Source organism: Actinomycetospora lemnae (assembly GCF_028737315.1).
GTDB classification, from domain to species: Bacteria; Actinomycetota; Actinomycetes; order Mycobacteriales; family Pseudonocardiaceae; genus Actinomycetospora; species Actinomycetospora lemnae.
The window spans coordinates 23,622-38,327 of sequence record NZ_JAQZAO010000015.1; the positions used below are offsets into that span (position 1 = coordinate 23,622).

16 protein-coding genes and 1 pseudogene are annotated in these 14,706 nt (G+C 76.1%); 7 read left to right on the plus strand and 10 right to left on the minus strand.

Translation table 11 applies throughout. From position 1 onward, the window contains the following. The first annotated feature begins 5 nt into the window (after positions 1 to 5). A pseudogene (locus PGB27_RS25610) lies at positions 6 to 1,407 on the plus strand (MFS transporter). A gap of 24 nt (positions 1,408 to 1,431) precedes the next feature. On the opposite strand, the gene PGB27_RS25615 reads toward PGB27_RS25610, so the two are convergent. Then, positions 1,432 to 1,755 carry a putative quinol monooxygenase gene (locus PGB27_RS25615; RefSeq protein WP_274203274.1) on the minus strand — a complete coding sequence of 108 codons (324 nt, stop codon included), beginning with the start codon at positions 1,753 to 1,755 and terminating at the stop codon, positions 1,432 to 1,434. A gap of 206 nt (positions 1,756 to 1,961) precedes the next feature. On the opposite strand from PGB27_RS25615, the gene PGB27_RS25620 reads away from it, so the two are divergent. Genes PGB27_RS25620 through PGB27_RS25630 form a run of 3 tightly spaced genes read left to right on the plus strand, consistent with a single transcriptional unit; the run spans position 1,962 to position 5,359 of the window. Further along, positions 1,962 to 4,049, plus strand: coding sequence for a fatty acid desaturase (locus PGB27_RS25620; RefSeq protein WP_332843876.1), 2,088 nt, complete (start codon positions 1,962 to 1,964; stop codon positions 4,047 to 4,049). Positions 4,050 to 4,064: 15 nt separating this feature from the next. Then, on the plus strand, positions 4,065 to 4,907 hold the full coding sequence (locus PGB27_RS25625) for an AraC family transcriptional regulator (protein ID WP_274203275.1): 843 nt from the start codon (positions 4,065 to 4,067) through the stop codon (positions 4,905 to 4,907). A gap of 5 nt (positions 4,908 to 4,912) precedes the next feature. After that, positions 4,913 to 5,359 carry a VOC family protein gene (locus PGB27_RS25630; RefSeq protein WP_274203276.1) on the plus strand — a complete coding sequence of 149 codons (447 nt, stop codon included), beginning with the start codon at positions 4,913 to 4,915 and terminating at the stop codon, positions 5,357 to 5,359. Positions 5,360 to 5,367: 8 nt separating this feature from the next. Here PGB27_RS25630 and PGB27_RS25635 read toward each other — a convergent pair whose 3' ends face one another. The 4 genes from PGB27_RS25635 to PGB27_RS25650 all read right to left on the minus strand — a co-directional run bounded on the left by PGB27_RS25635 (position 5,368) and on the right by PGB27_RS25650 (position 7,782). After that, on the minus strand, positions 5,368 to 6,153 hold the full coding sequence (locus tag PGB27_RS25635; RefSeq protein WP_274203277.1) for a YybH family protein: 786 nt from the start codon (positions 6,151 to 6,153) through the stop codon (positions 5,368 to 5,370). Between the two features lie 88 nt (positions 6,154 to 6,241). Next, positions 6,242 to 6,826 (minus strand): isopentenyl-diphosphate Delta-isomerase, encoded by a 585-nt coding sequence (gene idi, locus PGB27_RS25640; RefSeq protein WP_274203344.1) that lies wholly within the window; start codon positions 6,824 to 6,826, stop codon positions 6,242 to 6,244. A 72-nt stretch (positions 6,827 to 6,898) separates the two neighbouring features. Next, positions 6,899 to 7,099, minus strand: a complete 201-nt coding sequence (locus PGB27_RS25645) for a GNAT family protein (RefSeq protein WP_274203278.1) — start codon at positions 7,097 to 7,099, stop codon at positions 6,899 to 6,901. 80 nt (positions 7,100 to 7,179) lie between these two features. Next, positions 7,180 to 7,782 carry a DUF1707 SHOCT-like domain-containing protein gene (locus PGB27_RS25650; protein WP_274203279.1) on the minus strand — a complete coding sequence of 201 codons (603 nt, stop codon included), beginning with the start codon at positions 7,780 to 7,782 and terminating at the stop codon, positions 7,180 to 7,182. A gap of 176 nt (positions 7,783 to 7,958) precedes the next feature. On the opposite strand from PGB27_RS25650, the gene PGB27_RS25655 reads away from it, so the two are divergent. Further along, on the plus strand, positions 7,959 to 8,675 hold the full coding sequence (locus PGB27_RS25655; protein ID WP_274203280.1) for a VIT1/CCC1 transporter family protein: 717 nt from the start codon (positions 7,959 to 7,961) through the stop codon (positions 8,673 to 8,675). Here the strand turns inward: PGB27_RS25655 and PGB27_RS25660 are convergent. Both PGB27_RS25660 and PGB27_RS25665 read right to left on the minus strand, forming a co-directional pair. Continuing rightward, complete coding sequence (locus tag PGB27_RS25660; RefSeq protein WP_274203281.1) at positions 8,636 to 9,652, minus strand: helix-turn-helix transcriptional regulator; 1,017 nt, start codon at positions 9,650 to 9,652, stop codon at positions 8,636 to 8,638. The genes PGB27_RS25655 and PGB27_RS25660 overlap by 40 nt on opposite strands. 48 nt (positions 9,653 to 9,700) lie before the next feature. Further along, on the minus strand, positions 9,701 to 10,498 hold the full coding sequence (locus PGB27_RS25665; RefSeq protein ID WP_274203282.1) for an HpcH/HpaI aldolase family protein: 798 nt from the start codon (positions 10,496 to 10,498) through the stop codon (positions 9,701 to 9,703). A 134-nt stretch (positions 10,499 to 10,632) separates the two neighbouring features. On the opposite strand from PGB27_RS25665, the gene PGB27_RS25670 reads away from it, so the two are divergent. Then, the gene (locus tag PGB27_RS25670) at positions 10,633 to 10,854 is read left to right on the plus strand and encodes a hypothetical protein (protein WP_274203283.1); all 222 of its coding nucleotides are present in this window, start codon (positions 10,633 to 10,635) and stop codon (positions 10,852 to 10,854) included. 139 nt (positions 10,855 to 10,993) lie between these two features. Here PGB27_RS25670 and PGB27_RS25675 read toward each other — a convergent pair whose 3' ends face one another. Then, positions 10,994 to 11,602 (minus strand): response regulator transcription factor, encoded by a 609-nt coding sequence (locus PGB27_RS25675; RefSeq protein WP_274203284.1) that lies wholly within the window; start codon positions 11,600 to 11,602, stop codon positions 10,994 to 10,996. 121 nt (positions 11,603 to 11,723) lie between these two features. Here PGB27_RS25675 and aroQ point away from each other — a divergent pair, with 121 nt between their 5' ends. Then, on the plus strand, positions 11,724 to 12,185 hold the full coding sequence (gene aroQ / locus PGB27_RS25680) for a type II 3-dehydroquinate dehydratase (protein WP_274203285.1): 462 nt from the start codon (positions 11,724 to 11,726) through the stop codon (positions 12,183 to 12,185). 3 nt (positions 12,186 to 12,188) lie between these two features. Here aroQ and PGB27_RS25685 read toward each other — a convergent pair whose 3' ends face one another. Together PGB27_RS25685 and PGB27_RS25690 are read right to left on the minus strand one after the other, a co-directional pair. After that, a complete protein-coding gene (locus PGB27_RS25685) occupies positions 12,189 to 13,136 on the minus strand; it encodes an alpha/beta fold hydrolase (RefSeq protein WP_274203286.1) in 948 nt (315 codons plus the stop codon). A gap of 22 nt (positions 13,137 to 13,158) precedes the next feature. Then, positions 13,159 to 14,526, minus strand: a complete 1,368-nt coding sequence (locus PGB27_RS25690) for an NAD(P)/FAD-dependent oxidoreductase (RefSeq protein ID WP_274203287.1) — start codon at positions 14,524 to 14,526, stop codon at positions 13,159 to 13,161. Positions 14,527 to 14,706: the final 180 nt, after the last annotated feature.

A 14,706-nucleotide genomic window follows, 5' to 3' on the forward strand; every position in this document is an offset into this window, starting at 1 on the left:
TGCCGGTGCTGCTCATCAGCATCGACATGACCGTGCTCGGCACGGCCCTGCCCGCCCTGACCGAGGACCTCGACCCCGGCGCCGCCGAGCAGCTCTGGATCGTCGACGCCTACTCCTTCGTGCTCGCCGGCCTGCTCGTCACCATGGGCACGCTCGGCGACCGCATCGGGCGCCGCCGCCTGCTGCTCTGGGGCGCCGCGGCCTTCGGCCTCGCGTCCGTGGCCGCGGCGTTCGCGCCGACCGCCGGCACGCTCGTCGCCGCCCGCGCCCTGCTCGGCCTGGGCGGCGCGACGCTCATGCCCTCGACGTTCTCGCTGATCAAGACCGCGTTCCCGGAGCCGCGGCGCCGGGCCACCGCCGTGGCCGTGTGGTCCGCCGCGTTCTCGGGCGGGGCCGCCGCCGGGCCCGTGGTCGGCGGCTTCCTGCCTCGAGCACTTCTGGTGGGGCTCGGTCTTCCTGATCAACGTCCCGGTGATCCTGCTGCTGCTCGCGCTCGGCCCCCGGGTGCTGCCCGAGAGCCGCGACCCGCACCCGGGGCCGTTCGACCTGCCCTCGGCGGCACTGTCGCTGGCCGCGATGGTGCCGGTGGTGGCCGGGGTGAAGACCGTCGCGACCGAGGGCGTCACGCCGCTCGCCGTCGCCGCGGCGGTGGCCGGCGTCGCGGCCGGCGTCGTCTTCGTGCGCCGGCAGCGCCGCCTCGCCCACCCCCTCATCGACCTGGGCCTGTTCGCCCGGCGCCCGTTCACGGTGTCGGTCACGACGAACCTGCTCGGCGTGTTCGCCCTGGTGGGCCTGCTCGTGCTGCTGCCGCAGCACCTGCAGCTGGTGCTCGGGCTCGGGCCGCTCGAGGCCGCGCTGTGGATGCTGCCGGGCTCGATCGCCGGGGTCGCCGGGGCGCTCGTCGCCACGCGGCTGGTGCGCCGGTTCGCCGGTCCCGCGCTGGTCGGCGTCGGGCTCGGACTGGCCGGCGTGGGCCTCCTGCTGGTCGGGGTGCTCGGCGGGCTGGGCGCCGTGGTCGGCGGGTTCGTGCTGCTCGGCGGCGGGGTGGCGCTGGCCGAGGCGCTCACCAACGACCTGATCCTCGCCGCCGCCCCCGCCGACCGCGCCGGCGCCGCGTCGGCGATCTCGGAGACCGGCTACGAGCTCGGGGGCGCGCTGGGCACCGCGGTGCTCGGCAGCATCGCGGCCGGCGTCTTCACCGCGCGCACCGGCCAGGAGACGCTCGGCGGTGCACTGGCCCACGCGGGCGGGGACGGCGCCGTGGTCGGTGCGGCCCGCGAGGCGTTCACCGCCGGGATGCAGGGCGCCGCGGTGCTCGGGGCCGTCGTCCTCGCCGTCACCGCGCTCGGCGCCTGGCGCCTGCTGACGCGGGCGGGGGCCGCGGAGCGCGAGCCGGTCGGGGTCTGACCCCGACCGGTCCGCGCGAGGGGGTCAGCGGGGCGCGATCTCGCCCATCTCGCCCCAGCCGTCCTGCGGGACGTCCTGCACGTTGATGATCTTCGGCTTCCGGGAGACCCAGTCGGGCGCCTGCTCGACGAACTTCTGGAAGTGCTCCGACTGGACGTGCGCCTCGCCCGCGCCGTCCTGGAAGGCCTCGACGAGCACGTAGGTGTTCTCCTCCTCGAGGTGCCGCGACCACTCGAAGAAGATGTTGCCGGGCTCCTGGCGCACCGCGTCGGTGAACTCCTTGACGAGCGACGGGAACTGCTCGGCGTACTCCGGCTTCACCGTCCACTTGACGTTGATGAGGATCACGGCAGGTCTCTCTCCATCCACTGCGCTCGGGGGTGTCGGCGGGATCCTCTCGCGCTCCGCGGGGACGCGCCATGGACCGGCGCCGACGGCCCCGGAGGCGACGGCGTGACCCGTTCTGAGACAAAAACAGCGTATTGACTCAGTCCGGCCCCGGACGTTCACTGGAGTGGTCGCCGCCGACGACCCGACGTCCTGGGGAGGACACCGTGACCGCCGACGCCCGGGAGCGCGAGGCCCCCGCACGGGTCCTCAGCGAGGAGGAGTCCGCGGCCGTGCGCCGCGGGGTGCCCGACCCCGGCATCCCGCTGCCGACCGTCGCCCTGCCGACCCTGGCCCTCTGGGTCGCCTCGCTCGCGCTGTGGGTGGGCGCGGCGGTCCTCGCGCTCGCCGCGCTGGACGGCGAGGTCAGCCGGTGGTGGCTGGCCGCGACGGTGCCGGCGCAGGCGCTGGTCACCTTCACGATGTTCACGGTGCTGCACGAGGCGACCCACCACGCCGCGGGTCGGTGGCGGTGGGTCAACGACGTCCTCGGGCGCCTGTCGATCCCGTTCGTCGCGGCGTGGGCGACGTTCCCGCTGGTGCGCTACATCCACATCGAGCACCACCGGCACACCAACGAGGACGTCCTCGTCGACCCCGACGCGTGGGTCGAGGGTGGTCCGGCCTGGCAGCGACCGCTGCGCTGGCTCGCCATCGACGGCTGGTACTTCCGCTTCTACGGGCCGCGGATGGCGCGCCGCCCGCGCCGCGAGGTCGTCGGGGCGCTGGTGAACCTCGCGGTCGTGGTGGCCGTCGCGGTGACGCTGGTGGCCACGGGGCACGGGCTCGCGCTGCTGCTGCTCTACCTCGTGCCCCAGCGCCTGGGCATCGGGGTGCTCGCCTGGTGGTTCGACTGGCTGCCCCACCACGACCTCGGCGTCACCGCGCGCGCCGACCGGTTCCGCGCGACCCGGGTGCGCGTGGGGCGCGAGTGGCTCATGACGCCGGTGATGCTGTACCAGAACTACCACCTGGTGCACCACATCCACCCGACGATCCCCTTCTACCGCTACGTGCGCGCGTGGGAGAACACCCGCGACGACTACCTCGCGCGCGACATCCCGATCGCGACGGCGTGGGGCACCGAGCTCACCCCCGCCGAGTACCGCGCCTGGCGGGGCCTCACCGACGGGATGGACGGGCCGGCCGGCGAGGTCCGGCCCGGCTTCCACCGGCTGCGGGTCGAGGAGGTCCGCCGGGCCGCGGTCGACGCGCTCGCGGTGACCTTCACGGTCCCCGACGAGCTCGCCGCGACGTTCGCGCACCGCGCCGGCCAGCACGTGACGGTGCGCGCGTGGCTGGACCGTCCCGACGGCTCGGGCCGCGAGGAGGTCCGCCGGACGTACTCGGTGTGCTCCGCCGCGGGCTCGGGCGTGCTCCGGATCGGCGTGCGCCTGGTGCCCGACGGCCGGTTCTCGTCGTGGGCGGGCTCGGAGCTCGCGGCCGGCGACACCCTCGAGGTCGCCGCGCCGTCGGGACGCTTCACCCCGGAGCCGCCCGCCGGGCTCTCTCCGGGCCGGCGGATCGTCGCCGTCGCGGCGGGCAGCGGCATCACCCCGGTGCTCCCGATCGTCGCGGGGATCCTCGACGCCGAGCCCTCGTCGCGGGTGACGCTGCTCGTCGGCAACCGCGACCGCGCCTCGACGATGTTCGCCGACGAGCTGTCGATGCTGGTCGCGCGCGCGGAGGGCCGGCTGCGGCTCGTGCACGTGCGCTCGCGGGAGGACGCCGTCCCCGACGACCGGCCCGAGGACGCCGCGCGGTGGGAGACCGTCGAGGCCGGCCGCCTCGACCCCGCCCGGGTGCTCGCGCACGTGCACCGCCCCGACGACGTCGACGGCTGGTTCCTCTGCGGGCCCGAGGCGCTCACCGAGGCGCTCACCGACGGCCTCGCCGAGCAGGGCGTCGACCCCGACCGCGTGCACCGCGAGCTGTTCACCGCCGCGGCGCCGGCGGGGCCCGTCGAGGGGGCGACCGCCGCGACCGTCGCCGTCACCCTCGACGGCACCACCACCGACGTGGACTGCGGCCCCGACGAGACCGTCCTCGACGCGGCGGTGCGGGCGGGCGTCGACGCGCCGTACTCGTGCGCGGGCGGGGCGTGCGGCACCTGCGCGGCGTCGCTGACCGCAGGCACCGTGCACATGGCCGTCCGGCACGCCCTGACCGACGACGAGGTCGCCTTCGGTCGCGTCCTGACCTGCCAGGCCCGCCCCACCAGCGCGTCCGTGGCGGTCGACTACGACGGCCGCTGACGCCAGACTGGCACGGTGGCCGAGGAGGCGGATGCCCGCGTCGGGCGCCCGGCGGGCGCCCTGGCCGGCCACGTCGGCTACCACGGCTACGACCTGCACGCCGACCCCGGCACCCACCGCGGGCTGCCCTCGCCGTACCTGACGTTCATCGTCACCTTCGGCACCCCGCTGACCATGCGGGCGCCCGACGGCTCGCTGGTGACACGCGACGTCGCGATCGGCGGCCTGCACACGACGCCGGAGACGATCGTCCACCACGGCCGGCAGTCCGGGCTGCACGTCGTGCTCGACCCGCTGGCCGCCCGCGCGCTGCTCGGCCGCCCGGCGTCGGAGCTCGCCGGCATCACCGTCGACGGGGACGCGGTCCTCGGTGCGCTCGCCCGCGAGCTGCACGAGCAGGTCGGGGAGGCCGACGGCTGGGCCGGGCGCTTCGCCGCGCTCGACGACGTGCTGTGCCGGGCGCTCGCGGGGTCGGGGGAGCCGTCGGTGGCGCCCGAGGTCCGGCGGGCGTGGCGGCGTGTCGTCGGCTCCGGGGGCCGGGTGCCGGTGCGCGCGCTGGCCGACGAGGTCGGGTGGAGCGAGCGGCACCTCGGCCAGCGGTTCCGCGCCGAGCTCGGGGTGGCGCCGAAGGTCGCGGGCCGCATGGCGCGGTTCGACCGCGCGCGGCGCCGCCTCGCCGCCCGGGCGCTCGCCGGGGAGGCGCTGCGTCTCGCCGACATCGCCGCCGACGGGGGCTACGCCGACCAGGCGCACCTCACCCGGGAGTTCGGCGCGCTCGCCGGCTGCTCGCCCACCCGCTGGCTCGCCGAGGAGATCGGGAACGTCCAAGACGCGGCGACGCCCGGGGAGGCACCGTGAGCGGCATGGACACCACCGACACCACTGACGCCACCGACGCCAAGACCCCACCGCCCACCGTCTGGCCCACCCTCGCCGCCGACGACGCCCGCGGGCAGCTCGCCTACCTCACCGAGGTGCTCGGGTTCGTCGAGGTCGTCGCCTACACCGACGACGACGGCGTGGTCCAGCACGCCGAGCTCGCCTGGCCCGCCGGCGGCGGGATCATGATGGGCCAGCGCCGCCCCGGGTCCGACGACCGCGCGACGCCGTCCGGCGCGTTCAGCGCGTACGTCGTGGTCGCCGAGGCCGCCGAGGTCGACGCCGTCGCCGCGCGGGTCCGCGAGGACGGGCGCGGCGAGGTCGTCCGCCCGCCCCACGACACCGACTACGGCTCCCACGACACCGCGATCCGCGACCCCGAGGGCAACAACTGGCAGTTCGGGACCTACCCGGGCGCGCCCCGACCCTGATCCGGAGCTCACGCCTCGGCCGGGAACGAGAGGTGCTGGTGGACCATCCGCCAGCCGTCCTCGGTGCGCCGGAAGACGCGCGTGCCGCGCGAGCGGACGCTCTCGCCGTCCGCGGGGGTGATCTCGTCGATCCCCCACGACACGGCGAGGTCGCCGCTCGCGACGACGCGCAGGTCGGGGATCGTCCAGTCGACCGGCCCGGGCGAGGACTCCAGCCCCGCCCGGCACACCTCGCGCACCTCGTCCTTGCCGACGTAGGCCATCTTCCCGGCGTGCTCGTAGGAGACGACGTCGTCGGCGATCGGGGCCACGAGCGCCTCGAGGTCGCCGGCGGCGGTGTCGGCGGCCCACCGCCGGTGCACGGCGCGGACCGCCTCCTCGTCCTGCTCGGGGATCGGGGTCTCGTCGGGGAACGAGTGGTGCTCGTGCGCGACCACCCAGCGCCCGCCCTCCCGGCGCAGGCCGAGGGTCAGGCGCAGCCGCTGCGTGGGGTGCGCGGCGAGCCCCTCGGGGGTGTTGCACCGCAGCAGGGCGTGGGCGAAGGCCACGTCGTCGCCGGCGGTGACCTCCAGCTCCACGATCTCGAAGCAGGCCCCGCTCGCCTGGTAGTCGAAGAACGGCGGCCACGTCTGCGCGTACGCCTCGATCCCGCGCACGCCGTCGTGGGGCGGCGGGACGTCGAACATGACGACGTCGCCGCTGTGGTCGGCGAGCACCGTGTCGAGGTCACCGGCGTGGACGGCGCGGGCCCAGCGCTCGACCAAGTCGCGGATCGCGTGCTCGGCGTCGGACATGGGGTCCTCCTCGGGTGTCGGTGCGTGTCCTCACCCGGTGGAACCCCCGCGGCGCCGGGGAATCATCGGTCCCGGCGCGGCGTCGTCGTCAGTCCGCCAGGAACGCGGCCGGCGGCAGCGCGCCCGGGTCGCCCGCCGCCCAGTGCTCCGGGTCGGGCCCGAGTGGCGCGAGCGCGCGGACCTGGTCGGCGCACCACGGCGAGATCCCGGGCCAGCTGCCGGCGAGCACGTCGTCGCGGAACGGCGCCCACGCGACGGTGCGGACCTCGTCGACCTCGCCCGGGTCCGGCTCGCCGGGCGCGCCGGCGGTGCTGGCCACGAAGACCGGGCACATCTCGTTCTCGGCGACCCCGCCCTGCTCGGCGCGGTAGCGGAAGCCGGGGAGCACGAGGCGCAGCCCGTCGATCTCGATGCCCAGCTCCTGGCGCGCGCGGCGGCGCACGGCGAGGTCCATGGCCTCGCCCGGCGCCGGGTGGCCGCAGAAGGAGTTGGTCCAGACCCCGGGGAAGGTGGCCTTGCTGCGCGCACGCCGGGTGACGACGAGCTCGCCGCGGGCGTCGAACACGTAGCAGGAGAAGGCGAGGTGCAGGGGCGTGGCGTCGTGGTGGACGTCGGCCTTCGCGGCCGACCCCGCGACCGCGCCCGACTCGTCGAGCAGCACGACCCGTTCCATGGTCCGCATCACCCTCCAGCTTTCCCTGACCGGTCGCGGGCGGCACGTCGGACGCGGTCCGCGAGGCGCGGGTCACCCGACCGCGCGGTCCCGGACGTGCAGCAGGGCCGTCTTGTGGGGCAGCGCCACGACGCCGGCGGCGGTGAACCCGGCCTTCGCGAGCGCGCGGTGCACGGCTGCGTTGCCGCGCTCGGGCTCGCGGACGACGCGCGCGCTGGCGGCGCCGGCCGGGGAAGCGTGGTAAGCAGGTGAGGTCGGTGGGCCCGGGCTCATCCCTCGAGCCGGGGCCCACCTCTCGCCGCTGCCGCTGGGCGCCACCACAACACCCGCGCAGCGATGAGGCAAGCCTAACCTCATCCCGCGCGCTCGCGCCAGTCCCTCCCGGACGAGTTCTCAGGGCCGTCCGGGCCGCCGTCCCAGCGCCCGTCCCAGCGCCCGTCCCACCGCCGGCGTCGTGCGTGCCCGGCGTGCCCGAGCAGGACGAACAGCAGCGGCAGCACGAGCAGCCCGCCGACCGAGCCGGTCATCGCCGCCGAGAGCGCGAGCACCGGCAGCACCATCACCAGCAGCAGCGCGAGCCCCATGCCCACGGCCGGCGCGGCCGCGGGCGTGCGCCCCTGGCGCACCGCGGGAGGGCGCGGCTCGGCGCTCGGCGCGGGCGGGGGCACGGGCGCGTGCGGCAGCGGCGGGTGCGGCGCGGGCAGGTCGGTGAACAGCGTCTCGAGGTCCGCGCGGTACACCGCCCCGGCCGCCAGGGCCGACCGGTCGCCGAACTCCTCCACGTCGAGACGCCCGGCGGTGAAGTGCTCCCCCAGGGCGTCGAGGGCGGCCGACCGGTCGGCGTCGCCGACGCGCAGCCCTCCGGGCCCGGTCGGAGCGGGCGACCCGTCCCGGGCGTGGCGACCCTCCGGGCCGTCCCGGCCGTCGTCCCCCGTGCGGGCATCGTCGGTGTCCACGGCGCCTCCTCCTGCCGGTCGGGCGTCCCCGATGCGCGCGGCCCGGCTCCTCCATCGTGCGCCTCGCGGCGACGGATCGCCGTGAATCCTGCAGACCGGTGCAGCGGGAGACACGCCCTACCAAGGCGAGGCTCAGCTTTCTGGAACCGTTCCAGTCTCCATGGGAGCCTGGGGACATGTCCGCCGACGCCCCCGTCCACCCGGAACCGCACGGCGGCGAGCTGTCCCAGCGCCTGAACTGGCTGCGCGCCGGGGTGCTCGGCGCCAACGACGGCATCGTCTCCACCGCCGGCCTCGTCGTCGGCGTCGCCGGCGCGACCGTGGAGCGCGGTCCGATCGCGACGGCGGGGATCGCGGGTCTCGTCGCCGGCGCGGTGTCGATGGCCCTCGGCGAGTACGTGTCGGTGTCGAGCCAGCGCGACGCGGAGCGGGCCCAGCTCGCGAAGGAGACCCGGGAGCTGCACGAGGCCCCCGAGCAGGAGCTCGCGGAGCTCGCCGCGCTCTACGAGGGCAAGGGCCTCTCGCCCGCGACCGCGCGGCAGGTGGCGATCGAGCTCACCGAGCACGACGCGCTCGGCGCCCACCTCGAGGCCGAGCTGCACCTCGACCCCGACGAGCTGACCAGCCCCTGGCGCGCCGCCGGGGCCTCGGCGGTCTCGTTCGTGATCGGCGCGCTGCTGCCGCTGGTCGCCGTGCTCGCGACGCCGCCGACCTGGCGGGTGCCGGTGACCGTCGCCGTCGTGCTCCTCGCCCTCGGGCTCGCGGGCTGGCTCGGCGCCCGCCTCGGGGGGGCGACACCGCGACGGGCGGTGGCGCGCGTGGTGCTCGGGGGCGCGCTCGGGCTCGCCGTGACCTACGGGATCGGCTGGCTGGTGGGCGGCACGATCGGCTGAGCCGGCTGAGCCGGCCGCCCGACGGCCCGGGTGTAGCGGTCCGCGACCCGGCGCAGCTCGTCGACCAGCGCGTCCGGGGACTCCACGACGAAGTCGGCGTCGAGGCCGGTGAGGATCAGCGCCGCCGAGCGCGCGTCGTCCGAAGCCAGCGACACGCGGCACTCCTGCGGGCCGAGCTCGTCGACCCGCACCTGGTCGGTCCAGATCGTGGCGCGCACCTGCGGCGCCGGCGCCGCGACGCGCACCACGCAGCGGAAGGGCCGGACGTCGGCGACGCGGTCGGCGACGAACGCCGCCGGGTCGCCGCCGGGGATCTCCCGCGGCGCGAACCGGGGCCCGGTGGGCAGGCCGTCGGGGGCGAGGCGCGGGACGAGGCGGTCGACGCGCAGGGTGCGCCAGTCCTCGCGGTCGCGGTCCCAGGCCACCAGGTACCAGCGCCGCCCCCACGCGACGAGGTGGATCGGCTCGATGCGCCGGCGGGTCGGCGTGCCGTCGCGGGCCGTGTAGTCGATCTCCAGCACGCGCCGGTCCCGGCAGGCGCCGCCGACGGCGGCCAGCACCGACGCGTCCACCGACGGCGCGACGCGGGGCGCCACCGTCGCCACCGGCATCGCGGCGATCCGGTGCCGCAGCCGCGCGGGCAGGATGCGCTCGAGCTTGACCAGCGCCGCCAGCGCCGTCTCCCCCGTGCCCGCCACCCCGGAGCCGGCCGCGGTCCGCAGGGTCACCGCCACCGCGACGGCCTCGTCGTCGTCGAGCAGCAGCGGGGGCAGCGCCGCGCCCGCGCCGAGGCGGTAACCGCCGCCCGGCCCGAAGTCGACCTCGACCGGGTAGTCCAGGCCGCGCAGCTTGTCGACGTCCCGGCGCACGGTGCGGGTGGTGACGCCCATGCGCTCGGCGAGCTCCGGCCCCGTCCACTCCGGGCGGGCCTGGAGCAGCGAGAGCAGGCGCAGCAGGCGGGCGGACGTCTCGAGCACGCCGCCAGTGTGCCCGGCGAGGCGGACAGGAACGGTCCGCTTCCACGATCAGGCCTCGAACGCCGCCCGCACCCCGTCGAGGCTGCCGAGGATCGCGGGCACGTCCGACCACACGGTGACCAGCGCGAACCCGTCGGCGGCCCGGGCGGCCGCGTACTCCGGCCGGGTCGCGTGCACCGCGGCGCGCGTCCCGGCCGCCGCGCAGGCGGCGAGCACGCGCCGGAACGCGTCGTGGATCGCCGGCTCCTCGCGGTCCTGGGCCGCCCCGATCCCGAGCGCGACGCCGAGGTCCCCGGGACCGACGAACAGGCCGTCCAGCCCCGGCACCGCGGCGATCTCGTCGGCGCGGTCGAGCGCGTCGGCCGTCTCGACCATGGCGAGGGCGAGCACGGTGTCGGCGGCCGCGACCGGGTCGTCGCCGGGACGCAGGGCCGTGCGCACCGGCCCGAACGAGCGGCGGCCCACCGGCGGGTACCGGCACGCGGCGACGAGCTCGCGGGCAGCGGCCGCGTCGGACACCATCGGCGCGATCACGCCCCGCACGCCCAGGTCGAGCACGAACCCGACCGTGGCCTCGTCGACGGCGGGCAGCCGCACCAGCGGCGCGAGCCCGTGCGCGGCGATCGCGCGGACGGCGTCGGCGCTGCGGGCACGGTCGAACAGCCCGTGCTGCAGGTCGAGGGTGACGGCGTCGAGCAGGCCCCGGCCGGCCGCGTGGGCCGCGACGACCTCGACGAGGTGCGGGTCCGGGACGGTCAGCCAGCCGTTGCGCGCCGCGCGCCCGGCGGCCCACGCCGCCCGGACCGCGTCGGGGGCCGAGTCGGGGGCGAGCGCAGGATCCGTCACAGGGCGACACCGCTTCCGCGTCGGCGCATCGGGGGCCTCGGCAGGGTAGGGCGCCGAGACCTCGGTCACCTTCGCGGGAGCTGCTCCGTTCGAGGGAACCCCACCGGTGATCCGTGCCCGTACGATCGCGGGCGATGGCCACGACCGCCCCCGCTGCACCGCGCTTCCGCTTCGCGCGCGACACCCGCTACACGATCACCGTCCGCGACGACGAGGGCGAGCGCCGCGAGGTGGTCCTCGACGCCTACCAGGGCTGGCTCGCCGGCCCCGACGGCATCCGCCACCGCTTCGGCGCGCACCGGCGCACCCGCACCGAGGTGCGCGACGACCGCATCCGGACCGTCGTCGGTCCCTGACACCGCCGCACGGCGGTCACCGGCCGGTGTCGCTCGTCGAGCGAGCGACACCGGCCGGTGACCGCGCAGCGTGTCCTCCCCGACCTCCTGCCGCCTCCGACCCGGCGGGACGTCGTGGGGTGCCTCCCGACCGCGGGGGTCAGGAGACGAGGCCGCAGCGGAAGCCCTGGGCGACGGCCTGGGCGCGGTCCGCGGCCGAGAGCTTGCGGAACAGCCGGCGGGCGTGGGTCTTCACCGTGTCCTCGGACAGGTAGAGCTCGCGGCCGATCTGGCCGTTGCTCTTGCCCTGGCTCATCCCGCGCAGGACCTGCATCTCCCGCTCGGTGAGGTTGACGCCCGCGCCCGGCGAGGCGGTGCGCTGCATCGGCATCGCGCCGGCCTCCGCGCCGACGGCCGAGTGTGCGAGCGCGGCGACCAGCTCGGGGCGCGAGGCGTCCCAGCGCAGGTAGCCGCGGGCCCCGCCCGCGATCGCGGCGGCGATGCTGCCGGCGTCGTCGGGGGCGCCGAAGACCATGACGTTGGCCTGGGGGTGCGCGGCCATGAGGCGACGGGTCGCCTCGGCGCCCGAGGCCACCGCGCGCTGGGTGCCCACGAACACGACGTCCGCGCTCTGGCGGGCGTAGCGGGTGAGCAGCTCGTCCGCGGTGGACACGCAGTCGATGCGCTGGACACCGGGCACCGCGGACATGACGCGCGTCAGGCCCTCGCGGACACTGCGCCGGTCGTCGCAGATCAGAACCGTCCTCATACAGACTCCGTCCGGGTGGGGAGGCCGCCCGCCGTGAGCACGGCGGGCGCTGCTCCCCTCATCGGTCACCCCACCCGTCCGCTTGACCCCCGAATGACAACAGCGTGGTTAGGAACCCCCGATGGAGTGGCAGCGCGATCCTCGCCGTGTCCTGGTCGTCAACGGCCCGAACCTGGATCTCCTCGGGCGCCGCGAGCCCGAGGTCTACGGCACCGACACCCTCGACGACCTGGTGCAACGATGCCGCCGCACCGCCGCCGACCTCGGCCTCGAGGTGGACGCGCGGCAGAGCAACCACGAGGGCGTGCTCATCGACGCCGTCCACGAGGCCATGACCGGCCACGGCGGAGTGATCATCAATCCGGGCGGCTACACGCACACGTCCGTGGCCCTGCGCGACGCGCTGGCCGCGCTGCCCGTGCCCGTCGTCGAGGTGCACCTGTCGAACGTCCATGCACGGGAGGCGTTCCGGTCGCACTCGTACGTGTCCCCGGTGGCCACGGCCGTAATCGCGGGCGCCGGGATCACCGGCTACGACCTCGCGCTGCGTTTCCTCGCCGAGCGGATCGTGCGCCGGGCCTGACCGTCAGTCGCCGTCGCGCAGCCCCGCCCGGGCCGCCAGCGCGGCCAGCTCGCCGGCGAGGGCGTCGGGGAACTGCAGCGGCAGGAAGTGCGATCCGGGCAGGCGCGCGAGCCGCGCGTCGGGCAGTGCCGCGGCGAGCGCGGCCATGTCCGCGGGCGGGGCGAGGGTGTCGTAGTCGCCCGCGACGACCGTCGCGGGCATCGTCAGCGTCGCGAGGTCCTCGTCCGCGGGGGCCTCGTGCTCGGCGGCCGCGAGCACCATCCGCGAGAACCACGTCCAGTCGTGGCGGGCGAACTGGCGCGCGACCTCGGCGAGGGTCACGAGGGGCGCCGCGGTCCCGGTCGGGTCGAGCTGGGCGGGGTCGAGGCCCGCGCGCCCGAAGGCGTCGCGGCTCGCGTCCATGGTGCGGGGCAGCAGGTCGATCACCCCGGCGACCGGTGGCCCGACCACCCGCAGCAGCCAGCCCCCGAGCTGCGCGGCGCGCCGGTGCACGCCCTCGGGCAGCGGGGTGGGCAGCGGGCCGCGGGGCAGCACCCGGAACGCACCGGTGGCCACACCGCCGAGGGCGAGCAGGCCCGCGACCCGGTCGGGGGCGCGGCGCGCGGCCTCGATCGCGACGGCCACGCCGACCGACCAGCCGATGACGACGGCCCGGTCCATCCCGGCGTCGTCCATCACCGCGAGCAGGTCCTCGGCGTGGTCGGCGACCCCGATGCGCGTCTCGTCGGCCGGGCGCTCCGAGCCGCCCAGCCCGCGGTGGTGCCAGCTGGTGGCGTGGTAGCCGCTGTCCTCGCCGTGCAGGAACGGCCACGCCGTCGCGCTCGCGCCGAGCCCGTTGGACAGCACGACCGGGACGCCCGCGGCGCCGTTGTCCCAGCGCCGCAGGCGTGTGCCGTCGCGCGCGAGCAGATCGGTGACCCGCCCGCCCCCGTCCTCGTCGGCGGCCGTCACGGCGGGCCGCCCCCGGCGTCGCTCACGAGGCCGCCGTGGCCCGCTGCGCCATCTCCTCCTCGGAGAGGTAGTCCCGCGTCTCCTCGAACGACGACGTCTCGTTCTTGCGGCCGGCCAGGAAGCCGATGCGGATGAAGTCGTCGCCACCGAACAGGTGGAGGATCCAGTTGAAGACGACCCGCATCCGCGTGCGCATCAGCGGCAGCGCGTACAGGTGGTATCCGCGGGTCACGGCCTGGGCGACCATGCCCGTGAGCCGCAGCTTCAACGGGTGCGCCACCGCCTGGGTGCCGCCGAGGTCGACGACGAGCCCGAGGTCGTGGTGCTTGTACTCGTGCAGCGGCTGCCCGCGCAGCGAGGCGACGACGTTGTCGGCCGCGACCACCGCCTGCCGCGTCGCGTGCTGGGCGGTCGGCGGGCACAGCGTCGAGCCGGGCGGGTCCGCGGTGAGGTCGGGGACCGCCGCGGCGTCGCCGAGCACGAAGACGTCGTCGTAGCCGTCGAGACGCAGGTCGGTGCCGCACTTGACGCGGCCGCGGACGAGCTCGACGCCGAGCATCTTGACCAGCGGGCTGGCGGTGACGCCGGCCGTCCACACCAGGGTCTTGGTGGGGATCGTGCTGCCGTCGGTGAGGGTGACGCTGGAGTCGGTGACCTCCTCGACGCCGGTCTCGAGCCGCACGCCGATGCCGCGACGGCGCAGCAGGTCGAGGGCCTCCTCACCGAGGCGCTGCCCGAGCTCGGGCATGAGCCGCGGGGCGATGTCGATCAGCGTCCACTTCACCAGCGTCGGGTCGAGGCGCGGGAAGCGCTTCATCGCGGCGTCGGTGAGCAGCTCGAGGCACGCGGCGGTCTCCGTGCCGGCGTAGCCGCCGCCGACCACGACGAAGCTGCAGCGGGCCGCACGCTCCTCCGGATCGGTCGAGGCGTTGGCCAGCTCGAGCTGGGAGAGGACGTGGTCGCGCAGGTAGGCGGCCTCGCCGAGGTTCTTCATCCCGAGCCCGTGCTCCTCGAGGCCCTTGATGTCGAACTGGCGGGTGACGCTGCCCGCGGCGATGACGAGCCGGTCGTAGGGGAGGTCGACGACCTCCTCGCTGATCTTCTTGACCACGGCGACCTTGCGCTCGAGGTCGAGCCCGACCACCTGGCCCGGCAGCCGCGCGGCCCGCTTGATGGCCCGCGGTAGGGGCACCGTCACCGACTGCGCGGTGATGACCCCGGCAGCCACCTGCGGGAGCAGGGGCAGGTAGAGCATGTAGTCGTGGGGGTTGACCACCACGACCTCCACCTCGCCGCGTGCCAGCTCGTCCTTGAGCTCACGTTCGAGGCGCTGGACGCACTTCAAGCCGGCGAACCCGGCGCCGACCACCACGATGCGCTGCGCGCTCATCAGGTTGAACCCTCCTGCCGATCCGGCCGTTCCGCGAAGTCTTCCCCGGGTGCGGCGACGGCGACACCTTCCCGGGCCGACACGTCGGGGCGCATGACCGCGCTCACAGCCGGTCGTGCGCCGGTCGCCCGGCACGAGCGGCGCCGTCGTGGTCCACTCCCCGCACCCTGACGCCGAGGG

Bases quoted from the DNA above. Each gene is read 5' to 3' on its own strand.
- PGB27_RS25630 (WP_274203276.1), top strand. From the start codon at position 4,913: ATGGACACCACCGACACCACTGACGCCACCGACGCCAAGACCCCACCG.
- PGB27_RS25635 (WP_274203277.1), bottom strand. From the start codon at position 6,153: ATGTCCGACGCCGAGCACGCGATCCGCGACTTGGTCGAGCGCTGGGCC.
- idi (WP_274203344.1), bottom strand. From the start codon at position 6,826: ATGGAACGGGTCGTGCTGCTCGACGAGTCGGGCGCGGTCGCGGGGTCG.
- PGB27_RS25645 (WP_274203278.1), bottom strand. From the start codon at position 7,099: ATGAGCCCGGGCCCACCGACCTCACCTGCTTACCACGCTTCCCCGGCC.
- PGB27_RS25655 (WP_274203280.1), top strand. From the start codon at position 7,959: ATGTCCGCCGACGCCCCCGTCCACCCGGAACCGCACGGCGGCGAGCTG.
- PGB27_RS25670 (WP_274203283.1), top strand. From the start codon at position 10,633: ATGGCCACGACCGCCCCCGCTGCACCGCGCTTCCGCTTCGCGCGCGAC.
- PGB27_RS25675 (WP_274203284.1), bottom strand. From the start codon at position 11,602: ATGAGGACGGTTCTGATCTGCGACGACCGGCGCAGTGTCCGCGAGGGC.
- aroQ (WP_274203285.1), top strand. From the start codon at position 11,724: ATGGAGTGGCAGCGCGATCCTCGCCGTGTCCTGGTCGTCAACGGCCCG.
- PGB27_RS25690 (WP_274203287.1), bottom strand. From the start codon at position 14,526: ATGAGCGCGCAGCGCATCGTGGTGGTCGGCGCCGGGTTCGCCGGCTTG.